This is a genomic window from Amycolatopsis magusensis, from assembly GCF_017875555.1.
Classification (GTDB): Bacteria; Actinomycetota; Actinomycetes; order Mycobacteriales; family Pseudonocardiaceae; genus Amycolatopsis; species Amycolatopsis magusensis.
Genome location: NZ_JAGGMS010000001.1, coordinates 3458461 through 3471826 on the forward strand (window position 1 = coordinate 3458461; position 13366 = coordinate 3471826).

Consider the following 13366-nt stretch of genomic DNA (forward strand, 5'->3'; position numbering starts at 1 on the left):
GGAGCTTATGTAGGCCATCGCCTACATGTCAACTGTTGCCTACGCTTTCGGCTCCTGTCGGGGTCAGCGACCGCGGCGAAGGATGGCGGGGTTGTCGTCGAGGGGAAAGATGGCGGTGTCGCCGTCGGTGTCGGTACGGGTGAGCAGGGCGCCGCCCTTGCCGAGGTTGTCCACTGTGGATTGGTGTGGGTGGCCGTAGGAGTTTCCGCCGCCCACGCTGACCACGGCGATTCGCGGGTTGACGGCGGCCAGGAAGTCCGGCAGCGAGTACCGCGAGCCGTGGTGCGGGACCTTCAGGATGTCGGCTCGGAGATCCTCCTTCGCTGCCAGCAGGTCCGCCTGTGCGGCCAGTTCCACGTCCCCGGTCAGCAGTACTCGTCCCGCGCTGGTGTGGCCTCGGAGCACCAGCGAGCTGTTGTTGATCAACGTCCCGTCCTTCTCCGCGGCGGCGCGGGTGGTGACGTAGCGCGGCCCGAGCACGTCGAGGCTCAGCCCCGGCCAGTCGAGCCGTTGCCCGAGCGGCAGTTCCACCAACGGCACCCCGTGCGTCCCGGTCACCTCCGCGACCTTGTCCCAGGCCCATCGCGGCGCCCGCCCGGCGCCCACCGCCACCGCGCCGACGGTCCTGCCCTCGAACACCGACTCCAGGCCGCCCACGTGGTCCGCGTGCAGGTGGCTCAGCACCAGCAACGGCACCCGATCCACCCCGAGCCGGTCGAGACAGCGGTCCACCGGCCCCGGCTCCGGTCCGGTGTCCACGACGACGGCTCGTCCGGGCTCGGCGGTGGCCAGCACGATGGCGTCACCCTGGCCGACGTCGCAGGCCACCACCGCCCAGCCCGGCGGAGGCCACGGCGGCGCGATCACCCGTGCCGGCACCGCCACCAGCAGGACGACCACCAGTCCGGCCGCGATCACCAGCCGCACCCTGGCGAATCGTCCGGCCACCACGAGCACGCCGACCACCAGCGCGGCCAGCAGCCCGCCCCACCAGCCCGACGGCCAGCCCAGCACGGCTCCCGGTACCGCTGACGCTTCCCGGGCGACCAAGATCAGCCAGCTCGCCTCCGGCCCGGCCAGCCGCACCAGGAACTCAGCCCCGGCGTGCCACACCGGCCCGAGCACCGTCGCCAGCACTCCGAGGATGGTCGCCGGAGCGACCACCGGCGCGGCCAGCAGGTTCGCGACCACCGCCACCAGGCTCAGCTCGCCCGCCATACCCGCGACGATCGGCGCGGTCACCGCGAAGGCCGCCACCGGCACCGCCAGCCACTCCGCCAACCCGGACGGCATGCCCCGCCGGGCGAGCGCCGCGGCCCAGCGCGGTGCCAGCAGCACCAGTCCCGCCGTGGCCACCACGGACAACGCGAAACCGAAGCTGGCTGCCATCGCCGGGTCGTACAGCACCAGACCGGCGACAGCCGCCGCCAGCGCCGGAAGCGCGGTGCCACGCCGCCCCAAGGCCAACGCCAGCAGCCCCACGGCACCCATCACCCCGGCTCGCAGCACACTCGGCTCCGGTCCGGTGATGATCAGGTACCCGGCGAGCGCCAGGCCCGCGCCCGTCGCCGACACCACCGGCCCGAGCCGCAACAGGCGGAGCAGCAACAACACCGCGCCACAGACGATGGTGACGTTGGTGCCACTGACGGCGGTCAGGTGAGACAGACCCGCGTCGCGGAACTCGTCTTCGACCCGTCTGGACATGCCGGTCGTGTCGCCGACGGCCAGCCCCGGCAGCAACCCGGCGGGCTCCTCGTCGAGCACACCAGACGCCTTACGCAGCCCGGCTCGCATCGACGCCGCCGCCTGTTGCCACCACGGTGCCTCGGTGGTCGCCTGCGGTGACCCTCGTACCTGGAGGGCCGCCACCGTCAGCTCGGCCGGTCGTCCCGGGTCCAGGGAACCCGAGGCAGTCACCTGCTGCCCTGGCAACAGGCTGGACCAGCCGTCCAACGCCGCGATCAACACCACCCGGCCGTTCGACCGCACCATCCGGCCCTCGACCTTCGCCTCGGCGACGTCCGCCGGGATCACCACCGCACTCGTACCACCTGCCCTTCCTGCGTATCCGGCCGAACGGATCGGCCTTGGTCGTTCGGTGACCGTCACCCGGAGCACCGCATGCACCCCCCGATCCGCCGACGGGCGAATCGGATCCTCCTGCGCGTTGTGCAGCCGCGGCGTCACCACCACGGCGAGCACCGCGCCAAAACCCAGTAATGCCAGCAAAAGCGCGCGTATTCGCTCACTGTTCACCGCTCGGCGACGGATCACCACGAAGGCGACGGCAGCCGCGGCCGCGACTCCGGTGCCGACCGCGACCGTCACCCACCAGCCGATCAGCAGGCCGCCGAGCGTGCCGAGCCAGACGGTGAGCGCGGCCGGCACCAGCCGGAGGTCGTGCGCGGTCGGCGCCGGGTTCACCGCCAGGTCGGCGGCGACGGTCATTGCACGGTCACCTGGTCACGCAATCGCGTGAACCGGGTTTCGCCGATCCCTTCTATTTCACGGAGTTGCTCGACCGCGGTGAAGCGGCCGTGCTGGTCGCGCCAGTCGAGAATGCGTTTCGCGGTCACTTCACCGACGCCCGGTAGATCGTCGAGCTGGGTCAGGCTTGCGGTGTTGAGGTCCACCTTGACCGCCGGCCCGGCGCCGGGGGAAGTCGGCGCCGGACCTGGGGCCTGTGGTGGAGCGCCCACATCGAGTTGCTCGCCGTCGGTGAGGCGGCGGGCCAGGTTCACGGTGGCGAGATCGGTCTCGGGCAGAATTCCGCCGGCGGCCCGGACCGCGTCCGCGACACGGGCACCGGCGGGCAACGTGATCAGGCCAGGCTTGACGACCTTGCCGATCACGCTCACCACCAGCTCGCTGGTGGCGCTCGGCGGTGCGCTGGACACGGGCGCGGCGCGAGCGACCGGAAGCGGCGGGGCGCGCTCCGGCTCGGGCCCGCCGCCGAGCAGCAGGACCGTGGTGATCACGACCGTGAGCACACCGGCGATGGCGAACGCGATCGTGGCACGTCGCTTTACCGGGTTGCCGCCGCGCACTCCGGGCAGCCAGCGGGTGACCAGCCTGCGCGTGCGGTCGCGCTCGACCCGGGCCGCCAATTCGGCGACGTCGGGTTTGTGCTCCTCGGAGGATGGGGCTCCGGGAGAGATGAGGGTTTGAAGTCGCTCGAACACACAAGCGACGTTAGGGGGAATGGGTGGGGGAGGACAGGGGATGGGGGAGGGGCTGTGGACAAGTGGGTGGGTGTGGATAAGTCAGGTGTCGTGGGACACGAATGTGGCTTTGGGGGCGGCAATGGGGTTCCCCGATTCGAAGCCGGGAAGCCGGGAAGCCGGGAAGCCGGGAAGCCGGGAAGCCGGGAAGCCGGGAAGCCGGGAAGGCAAGGTGGGAGCGGAGAAATGTCGCCCGGGAATGAAATGGGCGGCTGTGGCCGATGAGAAGAGGCGGGTGGTGGGCGCGCGTCGATAGCCCTGTTTCTGAGCCAGGAGTGGCTTGGGGATGTTCGGCGGCGAAGCAGGCCCCCGAGGCCGAAGTGGAGCGGACACGAATGTGGCTTTCGGGGCCGAATCCGCTCCGAAAGCCACATTCGTGTCCGGTACGGCTTACTTCGCCAGGGCGGCGCGGACGGCGTCGGCGTTGGCGGGGACGGTGGCGCGCGGGCCGACCTTGTCCTCGATCGCGTCGAGCGTCTTGAGGCCGTCGCCGGTGATCAGGAGGACGGTTTCCTCGTCCGGGTTCAGCTTTCCGGCTTCGACGAGCTTCTTCGCGGTAGCCACGGTCACGCCGCCGGCGGTCTCGGTGAAGATGCCCTCGGTGCGCGCCAGCAGCCGGATGCCCTCGACGACCTCTTCGTCGCTGACGTCCTCGATCGAGCCGCCGGTGCGGTTGACCACGTCCAGCACGTACGGGCCGTCCGCCGGGTTGCCGATGGCCAGCGAGCGGGCGATGGTGTCCGGCTTGACCGGCTGCACCACGTCGTGCCCGGCGCGGAACGCGGCCGACACCGGCGAGCAGCCGGTGGCCTGCGCGCCGAAGATCTTGTACGGCGACTGCTCGACGAGCCCGAGCTCACCCAGCTCGCGGAAACCCTTGTCCACCTTGGTCAACTGCGAACCGGAGGCGATCGGCACGACGATCTGCTGCGGCCGCCGCCAGCCCAGCTGCTCGGCCACCTCGAACGCCAGCGTCTTCGAACCCTCGGAGTAGTACGGCCGCACGTTGACGTTGACGAACGCCCAGTTCTCGTTCTCCGCGGCCAGTTGCGTGGCCAGGCGGTTGACGTCGTCGTAGTTGCCGTCGACGGCGATCAGCGCGCCGTCGTACACCGCGGTGGTCAGGATCTTGGCGCGCTCGAGCGTCTTCGGGACCAGCACCACCGACTCCCAGCCGGCGCGAGCCGCCGCGGCGGCCACCGCGTTCGCCAGGTTGCCGGTGGACGGGCAGGCGAGCACCTCGAAGCCGAACTCGCGGGCGGCGGCCAGCGCCACCGCGACCACGCGGTCCTTGAACGAGTGGGTGGGGTTGCCGGTGTCGTCCTTGACCCAGACTCGCTTGAGCCCCAAGGCTTTCGCGAGCCGGTCGGCACGCACCAGCCGGGTACAGCCGGGCTCGGTGTTCGGGATCTCCTCGACGTTCGACGGCACCGGCAGCAAGCTCTTGTAGCGCCAGATGTTGCGCGGGCCCTTTTCGATGTCCTCACGGCGCACGCGGCCGAAGTCGTAGGCGACCTCGAGCGGGGAGAAGTCCTCGGCGGAGACGAACTCGGGCGCCAGCGGCTGGCGGTGGCCCTCTTCCTTCGACACCAGTTCGACGGCCGGGCCGAGGTCCAGGGTGCGCTTGGTCGTGCGGAGGGTGGCAGTCATCGCGAGGTCCTTCCTCATCTGCCCCACGGGGTGTGTGGGCCGGAATTGGCACCGTGATCGTCAGCTACCTCGCGGAATCGAGATGACAGGCTGACGCCGGTTGCCGGGGCTTCATCGGGCCGTATCCCTCTGCCCCTCTGGATGAGCGGTATTCAGTTGTCGGCCCGCGCTCGGCGCGGTGCCTCGCCAACACCGTACGGCATCCCGCCACGACCCCGCGACCACCTCACCGTGCCGGGCTAGTGGCCGCCGGGCGTGGCAGGATCGTGCCCGTGACCGACGCAGCCGCTCTCCACCTCGTGCTCGGTGAGGAAGAACTGCTCATCGAACGGGCGATTCGAGCCGCCCTCGAGTCCGCCCGCAGCGCCGACCCGACGGCGGATCTGACCCGGCTGAAGGTGTCCGAACTCACAGCTCCGGTGCTCGCCGAGTTGGTCAGCCCGTCGCTGTTCAGCGAGGGCCGGGTGATCGCGATCGACGGGGCGCAGGACGCGTCACAGGAGATCGGTGACGCGATCCTGTCCTACGTCAAGGATCCCGCCGACGGCGTCGTGCTGGTGATCGTGCACACCGGCGGTGGCCGGACGAAGGCGGGCAAGGCGCTGCCCGCGGCGCTGCGCAAGGCTGGGGCGCAGGTGGTCGAATGCCCGAAGATCACCAAGCCCGCCGAGCGGGAAGCGTTCGTGCGCAACGAGGTCCGGCAGGCGGGCGGCAAGATCGACGCGGCTGGCGTGATGGCGCTGCTCGACTCGGTCGGGTCGGACCTGCGGGAGTTGTCCTCGGCCGCGACGCAGCTGGTGGCCGACTCGGGTGGCAAGGTCGACGAGCAGGCCGTGCGGCGTTATCACCGCGGCCGGGCCGATGTGACCGGGTTCGCGGTGGCGGAGAAGGCGGTCTCGGGGGACCGGGCCGCGGCGCTGGAGTCGGTGCGGTGGGCGATGCAGATCGGGGTGCCGCACGTGCTGGTCGCGGACGCGCTGGCGGACGCGGTGCGGACGATCGCGCGGGTGGCGGGCGCGGGGCGGGGGAACCCGAACTCGATGGCGGGGGAACTGGGGATGCCGCCGTGGAAGATCCGGAAGGCGCAGGGACAGGTGCGGGGCTGGGGCGCGGACGGCCTGGCCGACGCGATGCGGATCGTCGCGAAGCTGAACGCCGAGGTGAAGGGCGCCGCGGCGGATCCGGACTACGCGCTGGAGCGGGCCGTGCTGGAGATCGCGGCGGCGAAGGATCGTCGCTGAGGGCGGATGCTTTTAGGGACGGTCGCGCTGGTTCTTGAGGGCGGGACTTGGGCGTGGGCCCGCTTTTGAATGGGGAACTCTCGGTGGCTCGAATGTGTGGATCGGCTGCGGGAGGGTGGAACTCGGCTGCCTGAGTGTGGAACTCGCGGTCGCGAGCGCGGAACTCGGCCGCGCGAACACTGATGTTCGGCTGCTCGAATGTGGGGTTCGGGTGCCTGAGTGTGGAACTCGGTTGCGGGAGTGTGGGGTTCGGCTGCGTGAATGTAGAACTCGCCTGCGCGAGTGCAGGGCTGGCGCCGCGCGGGCGTCGGCCTCGGGCGCCTGACTCAGCGACGCGAGTGTGGGGTTCGTGGGCGCGGGTGCGGGACTCAGGCGCGTGAACGTGAAGTTCGGCTGCGCGAGTGTGAGACTCAGGCGCGCGAATGTGGGGTTCGGGTGCGTGAGGGTGGGGTTAGGGGTGAAGCGGGCTAGGGCGCGGATTTTGTTGGTGGCGTCCAGGGCGGCGACCTTGTAGGCCTCCGACAGGGTGGGGTAGTTGAAGACGGTGTCCACCAGGTAGTCGACGGTGCCGCCGCAGCCCATGACGGCTTGGCCGATGTGCACCAGGTCGGTGGCCCCGGTGCCGAAGACGTGCACGCCGAGGAGTTTGTGGTCCTCTGTGGACACCAGCAGCTTGAGCATCCCGTACGAGTCGCCGGCGATCTGGCCTCTGGCCAGTTCGCGGTACCTGGCGGTCCCGGTTTCGTAGGGGATGGACGAGGAGGTCAGTTCGGCCTCGGTCGCACCGCAGTACGAGATCTCCGGGATGGTGTAGATGCCGATCGGCTGCAGGGCGGCCAGTTCGTTCGCCGGTTCGCCGAAGGCGTGGTAGGCGGCCAGCCTGCCCTGGTCCATCGAGGTCGCGGCCAGCGCCGGGAAGCCGATCACGTCACCGACGGCGTAGATGTGCGGGACCTCGGTGCGGTAGTGGCCGTCGACGGCGAGCCGTCCGCGTTTGTCGGCGGTCAGGCCCGCGTGTTCCAGGCCGAGCTCGTCGGTCATGCCCTGCCGTCCCGCCGAGTACATCACCGCTTCGGCCGGGATGCGCTTGCCGCTGGCCAGCGACGTGACCGTGGCGTGCTCGCCGACCGCCACGTCCACCACCTTCTCGCCGAAGCGGAAGGTCACCGCGAGGTCCCGCAGGTGGAACTTCAGCGACTCGACGATCTCCGGGTCGCAGAACTCCAGCATCCGCTCCCGCTGCTCGACCACGGTCACCCGGCAGCCGAGCGCGGCGAACATCGACGCGTACTCGATGCCGATCACCCCGGCGCCCACCACGACCAGCGAGGTCGGGATGCGGTCCATGCTCAGGATCTCGTCGGAGTCGAGCACGCGCGCCTCGTCGAAGTCGACCTCCGGCGGGCGCGCCGGCCGGGTGCCGGTGGCGACCACGACGTATTCGCCGGTCAGCGCGGTCCGCTCCCCTCGCGGGCCGCCGTCGATCGCGACGGTGTGCGGGTCGGTGAACCGGCCGAGGCCGCTGATCAGGTGCACCCCGTTGCGCAGCAGTTGCGCCCGGACCACCTCGACCTCGCGACCGATCACGTGCTGCGTGCGCGACATCAGGTCGGTGATGGTGATGTCCTGCTTCACCCGGTAGCTGGCGCCGTACAGCTCGCGCTGGCTCATCCCGGTCAGGTAGTGCACGGCCTCACGCAGCGTTTTCGACGGGATCGTGCCGGTGTTGACGCACACCCCGCCGACCATGTCGTGGCGGTCGATCACCGCGACGCGCTTGCCGAGCTTGGCCGCGGCGATCGCGGCCTTCTGCCCGCCGGGGCCCGAGCCGATCACGATCAGGTCGTAGTCATAGGCGCTCACGCCGCACAGCCTGCCCTATCGGCGCCCGGAACACACGAAAAAGCCCCCGGTTCGATCACCGGGGGCTTCTCCGAACAGCGAGCGTCAGAGCGCGTTGACGCGCCGGGCCATCGCCGACTTCTTGTTGGCGGCCTGGTTGGCGTGCACCACGCCCTTGGTGGCGGCCTTGTCCAGCTTGCGAGCGGCGTCGCGCTGGGCCTCGGCGGCCTTGGCCTTGTCACCGGAGTCCGCCGCCTCGCGGAACTTGCGGATCGCGGTCTTCACCGAGGACCGGATCGCCTGGTTGCGCTGACGCGCCTTCTCGTTGGTCTTGATGCGCTTCATCTGCGACTTGATGTTGGCCATACCGGCGCTCCCTGGGTTCCTCTGGTGGGTCGCTGCCGCGTCGAAACAAAGTGGCCCCGCACCAGCGGGTTTCCTCCATGGCGGAATGCCACGCGGCAACGAGCGAAAAGCCTAACACCCCTGATCAGCGGGCCCGTGGCCGGGCGCTAGGTTGACCGCCGGTGAACGTGACGGCCCTGCTCCTCGTGCTCGGTGCCGCCGTCGTGCACGCCGGGTGGAACCTCGCCGCGAAGCGCGTCGCCGATGGTGGTGCGCGGTTCGTCTTCCTCTACTACACGGTGACCGCGGTCCTCTTCGCACCGATCGCGGCGGTCTCGCTGCTGCTCACCGACGCACGTCCACAGTGGACCTGGCTGTCGGCCGCCGCCGGCACCGCCGTGCTGCACGTGGCGTACGGGATCGTGCTGCAACGCGGCTACGCGGCCGGTGACCTGTCCGTGGTGTACCCGCTGGCCAGGGGCAGCGGGCCGTTGCTGTCGGTGCTGGCCGCGGTGCTGGTGCTCGGCGAACGCCCCGGCTGGCTCGGCCTGCTCGGCGCGTTCCTCGTGGTGGCCGGTGTGCTGGTGATCGGCAGCGGAGGCGGGGGCGGTGACCCGGAGCAGCGCCGCGCGGGCATCTTCTACGGCCTGCTCACCGGTGCCGCGATCGCCGCGTACACCCTGTGGGACGCGCATTCGGTGACCGACCTGGCCGTGCCGCCGCTGGTCTACTTCAGCCTCGGCGCCGTGTTCCAGAGCGCGCTGCTCGCGCCGTACGCCCTGCGTGGTGCCGGCACCGGCCGGTTGTGGCGGGAGCACCGGCGCGAGGTGCTGCTCGTCGGGGTGTGCTCGCCGGTGGCCTACCTGCTCGTGCTGTTCGCCATGCGGCTGGCGCCCGTGAGCCTGGTCGCACCGGCGCGTGAGCTGAGCATCGTGCTCGGCGGGCTGGCCGGCTGGCTGGTGCTGGGCGAAGCCGATCCGGCGCGGCGCGTGTTCGGTTCTTGTGTCGTGCTCGCCGGCATCGCCGCCATTGCGGTGGCGTGAGCCCGCAGGTAGGCAGAAGGGCATGGAAGTTCTGAGCAGCCGCGTCCTGCTGATGCCGAAGGACCTCGAGGTCTCCACCGCCTTCTACCGCGACACCCTCGGCCTGGCGATCTACCGGGAGATCCCGGTCGGCACCATCTTCTTCCTCGGCGGTGGCTTCCTGGAACTCGTCGGCCGCGGCGAGACCGGGCCGACGCCGGACATCGCCTTCTGGCTGCAGGTCCGCGACCTGCGCGCGACGCTGGCCGAACTGGCGGCCAAGGGGGTGGAGCCGGTGCGCGAGGCCAAGCGCGAGCCGTGGGGCCTGGACGAAGCCTGGATCGCCGATCCCGACGGCACCCGGATCGTGCTGGTCGAGGTCCCGGCGGGGCACCCGCTGCGCACCGACGTCCGGGACCACTCGAAGGACTGAGTTACCTTCGGCGCGTGACGAACCCCACGCGCCGGCTGGTCAAGGCGCTCGCCTGGTGTCTCGCGCTGGTACTCGGCCTGCTGGTCTGGAGCACGGTCGCCCGGGTGACCTACGGCGGTCCGCCCGAGGCCGACCGGCTTGGCTCGGCCACGTCGACGACCTGCACCGAACACGGCCCGGTCGGGCTTCGCGGCTTCGGCACCAGCTACACCTGCCAGGCGGAGGTGCGCTGGTCGGACGGGGAAACCGAGGTCGCGGAGTTCCCGGCGGGCCAGCTGCGGCCCGGCAAGCGGGACGTGCCGGTCTACCTCGACACCGCGGAGTCCGGGCGCGCCGAAACCACGCTCGGCCGCAACGACACGGCGAAGTACTCGGCGGTGCGGTTGCCCGCGGTGCTCGGGCTCGGCTTCCTGGTCGTGGTGCTCGCGCTGGGTGCCGGGATCGCGGTCTACCGCGTGTTCCGGCCGGACGAAGCGGAGCAGGCCAAGCGCGGGGAGTGGCCGGTCAGCCGGGCCGAGGTGAAGGCGGTCCGGATACCCCGGCTCCAGCTGCTCGCGGGCTGGTTCGTGTTCGCCGTGGCCTACACCGTGCTGGCCACCATCCCGCGGTACGACGCCCCCAGGGGCGAGGGCACCTTCACCTCACCATGGCCGCAGATCGAGCGGGCGCTGCTGGTCGACCCGCCCGCCACCGGCGTGGTGATCATCGGCCTGATCCTCGCGGTGCTGGTCTGGGTGATCCACTCGACTGTCCGGGCCGACGCCGCGCGCGTGCGCCGGTACGGCCCGGCATTCCTGGCCCGTGACCAGCGGAAGAAGCCCGAACGGCCGAAGCGGGGTGCCGCCGATCTGGGGTTCGGCCTGGTCTTGCTGGCGGTCGCGCTGTGGGGCACCATCCGGGTCTTCACGAGCGGTATCGCCGATGCGCCGCTGACGGTCTGGCTGGCTTCGGCACGCGACGCCGTGCTGTTCGCCTGCCTGGGCGCGCTCTGGCTGGGCACGGGCGAGACCGCGCACCAGCGGATCGCGCGCCTGCTCGCCGAGCACCAGGAGCGGTCGGGATCGGGCGGAACCGCGGGAGGTGCCGCCACGTCGTAGCCGCTGAATGGAAGGACCAGCCGTGGCAACTGAGGGAATGGCGGGCGGCGAGCAGTGGCTCGCGGACTACACCCGTCGCGTCGGGGAGATCCAGCGCAAGGCGCAGGAAACCCAGGACCAGATCAAGAACATGCGTGCGAGGGCGAGCAGCCCCGACGGCGCGGTGACCGTCGTACTGGCTCCCGGAGGCAGACTCGAAAGCCTCGCCCTCAGTCCCGCCTCGGTGCAGCTGGGCCATCAGCGCCTCGCCGCCGCCATCACGCAGACCATCCAGGCCGCGCACGCCGACGCCGCCGCGCAGACGCAGGCCGCGCTGCAGCCGCTGGTCGGCGAGTCCGACGCGATGGAATTCCTCAAGGACCAGGTCGACTCGGCGATCGCCGAGGACCCGGCCGCGCCGAGCGCCGAGGACCAGCCGCAGCCACCGCCACAGCCACCGCACCGCGCGTCCGCCGAGGACGGGGACGACGAGGACTTCGGCGGCTCGATCATGAGGAGCGTCTGATGCCCGACGGATTCAAGGCCAAGCCCGACGAGCTGATGACCCACGCGGGCACCGTGCTCGAGCTCGGTGACCGGCTCAACCGCGCCGGGTCCACCGGCGCCGGCGTGGACCTGGGCATCGAGACCTACGGGATCATCGGCCAGGCCTTCAGCGGCGGGGTGCGCGACCAGATCGCCGAGACCGCCGGCGCGCTGAACGAGCTCGGTGAGGGCCTCACCGACTTCAGCGAAGGCATCAAAGAGGCCGGTGGCGCCTACGAGCGCTTCGAAAAGGAAGTCCAGGAGCTGCTCGAACTGTTCAAGGAGGACTGATGGGGGCCACCGACGGAGCGGGCATCGTCGACACCGTCTACCAGGCGGCGAACGACGTCAACAACCCGGAAGACTGGGCGATGGACGGGCTGGCGCTCGGCCTGGACGCCCTCGGCCTGATCGCCAACCCGCTGGGCGGGCTGCTCAGCGCCGGGATCGGCTGGCTGATCGAGCACCTGGACTTCCTCAAGGAACCGCTCGACGACCTGGCGGGCGACCCCGGCAAGATCAACGAGATCGCCGCGGTCTGGGGTGAGCAGATCCGCAAGGAGGTCGGCCAGATCGCCGACGACTACGGCAAGGCGATCGAGGCCGAGACCGCGGGCTGGGAAGGCCAGGGCTCGGTCCAGTACCGCGAGACCGGGCAGCAGATCGTCGAGCAGATCAAGTCGCTCGACGCCGCCTCCGCCGCGGTGTCCGAGGGCCTGCGCGGCTCCGGTCAGCTGGTCGCCACCGTGCGCGGCATCATCCGCGACATCATCGCCGACGTGGTCGCCGAGATCGTGCTCGCCGCAGCGGCCGCGCTGGCCACCAGCTGGTGCACGCTCGGCGGGTCGATCGCCGCCTTCACCGGCTGGGCCGTGGCGCGGGGTGCGGCCACCGCGGGCAAGATCGCGGGCAAGATCTCCAAGCTGCTGATGAAGCTGGCGACCATCCTCAACAAGTTCAGCAAGCTCCGCGGCGCGGTGCAGGCGCTGGGCAAGCTCGCCAAGCGCTTCGGCGACACGGCCAAGACCCTCGGCAGGACCGCCGGCCGCCACGGCAAGGCGCTGCGGCAGGTCGAAGGCGCGGTGGACGGCTGGACGGACGCGGTCACCAGCAAGCTGCCGGGTGCGCTCAAGCACGTCGCCGACAGCGCCGACGGCCTGATGGCCAAGCGGGTCCGCGACGGGTTCTCCGACTCGCTGAGCCCGGCGAACCTCGCCAGGGTCGGTGCTTACGAGGCAGCCAAGGAAGAAGCGAACGCGGACGAGAACTACGACCAGGCGAAGCAGACCGTCCAGAAGGGGTCCAGCTAGTCGACGCGGATCGCCCGTAGCTGGGCGGCGCGGGCGGCGAGCGGGCCCGGCGGTTCCCAGACCCAGGTCTGCAGGTCGGTGAACCCCGCTGCGGTCACCTCGGCGGCGAGTTCGTGCCTGCTCACGGGAAGCCACTTCTCGTGAGCGGAAAGCACGAGCTTGCCGCCGGGCCGGAGCACGCGGCGCACCTCGGCGAAGCCGGCCGCGCGGTCGGGCCACAGCTGCACGTTGTTCACCGAGATCACCACGTCGGCCGAGGCGTCCTCCAGTCCGGTCTCCGCGGCGGAGCCGAGGTGCAGTTCGACGTTGGCCGTGCCTTCACAGCGTTCGGCGCACAGTTCCAGCATCTCGGCGGACGGATCGACACCGATCACCCGGCGGGCCTTGGCCGCCGCGGCGAGCACGCCGACCCCCGGTCCCGGCCCGATGACCAGCACCGTCTCGCCTTCGGTGAGCCGCGCCACACCCACCACGTGCCGCTCGGTCGCGGCGTTGCCCGTCGCCATCAGCCAGCCGCCGACGCGCCCGAGCACTCCGCGCGGATGGCCGAACGCCCGGTCCAGCACCTGTTCCAACGATGTACTCATACCTTCGATGGCAACACGGAGCGCAGCCGATCGCATCGGGGATCGCCCGGAGATGAGCACTGGTCAACCCGGTCGGTGACCTTCCATGGG

Annotated in this window: 12 protein-coding genes, 1 pseudogene and 1 riboswitch; of the genes and pseudogenes, 7 read left to right on the plus strand and 6 right to left on the minus strand. The window is 70.8% G+C overall.

Annotated features, from left to right (window positions below; all coding sequences use genetic code 11):
* Nucleotides 1–63: 63 nt before the first annotated feature.
* The 3 genes from JOM49_RS15140 to thrC form a co-directional block, all read right to left on the minus strand.
* Nucleotides 64–2451 carry a ComEC/Rec2 family competence protein gene (locus JOM49_RS15140; RefSeq protein ID WP_209664914.1) on the minus strand — a complete coding sequence of 796 codons (2388 nt, stop codon included), beginning with the start codon at nucleotides 2449–2451 and terminating at the stop codon, nucleotides 64–66.
* The gene (locus JOM49_RS15145; RefSeq protein ID WP_372444012.1) at nucleotides 2448–3185 is read right to left on the minus strand and encodes a ComEA family DNA-binding protein; all 738 of its coding nucleotides are present in this window, start codon (nucleotides 3183–3185) and stop codon (nucleotides 2448–2450) included. The genes JOM49_RS15140 and JOM49_RS15145 overlap by 4 nt, the downstream gene beginning before the upstream one ends.
* Nucleotides 3186–3614: 429 nt before the next feature.
* Nucleotides 3615–4874 carry a threonine synthase gene (gene thrC / locus JOM49_RS15150; protein ID WP_209664915.1) on the minus strand — a complete coding sequence of 420 codons (1260 nt, stop codon included), beginning with the start codon at nucleotides 4872–4874 and terminating at the stop codon, nucleotides 3615–3617.
* An 11-nt stretch (nucleotides 4875–4885) separates the two neighbouring features.
* Nucleotides 4886–5022: riboswitch (SAM riboswitch) on the minus strand.
* Between the two features lie 118 nt (nucleotides 5023–5140).
* On the opposite strand from thrC, the gene holA reads away from it, so the two are divergent.
* On the plus strand, nucleotides 5141–6115 hold the full coding sequence (gene holA / locus JOM49_RS15155; RefSeq protein ID WP_282770390.1) for a DNA polymerase III subunit delta: 975 nt from the start codon (nucleotides 5141–5143) through the stop codon (nucleotides 6113–6115).
* Nucleotides 6116–6571: 456 nt separating this feature from the next.
* Here holA and sthA read toward each other — a convergent pair.
* Both sthA and rpsT read right to left on the minus strand, forming a co-directional pair.
* Nucleotides 6572–7978 (minus strand): annotated as a pseudogene (sthA, locus tag JOM49_RS15160) (Si-specific NAD(P)(+) transhydrogenase); the annotation flags it as partial.
* Nucleotides 7979–8062: 84 nt separating this feature from the next.
* On the minus strand, nucleotides 8063–8323 hold the full coding sequence (rpsT, locus tag JOM49_RS15165; RefSeq protein WP_209664916.1) for a 30S ribosomal protein S20: 261 nt from the start codon (nucleotides 8321–8323) through the stop codon (nucleotides 8063–8065).
* 161 nt (nucleotides 8324–8484) lie between these two features.
* Here rpsT and JOM49_RS15170 point away from each other — a divergent pair, with 161 nt between their 5' ends.
* From JOM49_RS15170 to JOM49_RS15195, 6 genes are read left to right on the plus strand one after another with little or no spacing between them, the layout of a single operon-like run.
* The gene (locus JOM49_RS15170) at nucleotides 8485–9345 is read left to right on the plus strand and encodes an EamA family transporter (RefSeq protein WP_209664917.1); all 861 of its coding nucleotides are present in this window, start codon (nucleotides 8485–8487) and stop codon (nucleotides 9343–9345) included.
* A gap of 22 nt (nucleotides 9346–9367) precedes the next feature.
* Nucleotides 9368–9757 (plus strand): VOC family protein, encoded by a 390-nt coding sequence (locus JOM49_RS15175; protein WP_209664918.1) that lies wholly within the window; start codon nucleotides 9368–9370, stop codon nucleotides 9755–9757.
* Nucleotides 9758–9771: 14 nt separating this feature from the next.
* Nucleotides 9772–10854, plus strand: coding sequence for a DUF6346 domain-containing protein (locus JOM49_RS15180; RefSeq protein ID WP_209664919.1), 1083 nt, complete (start codon nucleotides 9772–9774; stop codon nucleotides 10852–10854).
* 22 nt (nucleotides 10855–10876) lie between these two features.
* Nucleotides 10877–11359, plus strand: coding sequence for a YbaB/EbfC family nucleoid-associated protein (locus JOM49_RS15185; RefSeq protein WP_308158747.1), 483 nt, complete (start codon nucleotides 10877–10879; stop codon nucleotides 11357–11359).
* On the plus strand, nucleotides 11359–11670 hold the full coding sequence (locus JOM49_RS15190) for a type VII secretion target (RefSeq protein ID WP_209664920.1): 312 nt from the start codon (nucleotides 11359–11361) through the stop codon (nucleotides 11668–11670). The genes JOM49_RS15185 and JOM49_RS15190 overlap by 1 nt, the downstream gene beginning before the upstream one ends.
* On the plus strand, nucleotides 11670–12689 hold the full coding sequence (locus JOM49_RS15195; RefSeq protein ID WP_209664921.1) for a hypothetical protein: 1020 nt from the start codon (nucleotides 11670–11672) through the stop codon (nucleotides 12687–12689). Before JOM49_RS15190 ends, JOM49_RS15195 begins: the two co-directional genes overlap by 1 nt.
* Here the strand turns inward: JOM49_RS15195 and JOM49_RS15200 are convergent.
* On the minus strand, nucleotides 12686–13276 hold the full coding sequence (locus JOM49_RS15200) for a class I SAM-dependent methyltransferase (protein ID WP_209664922.1): 591 nt from the start codon (nucleotides 13274–13276) through the stop codon (nucleotides 12686–12688). The two genes, JOM49_RS15195 and JOM49_RS15200, sit on opposite strands and share 4 nt — an antisense overlap.
* Nucleotides 13277–13366: the final 90 nt, after the last annotated feature.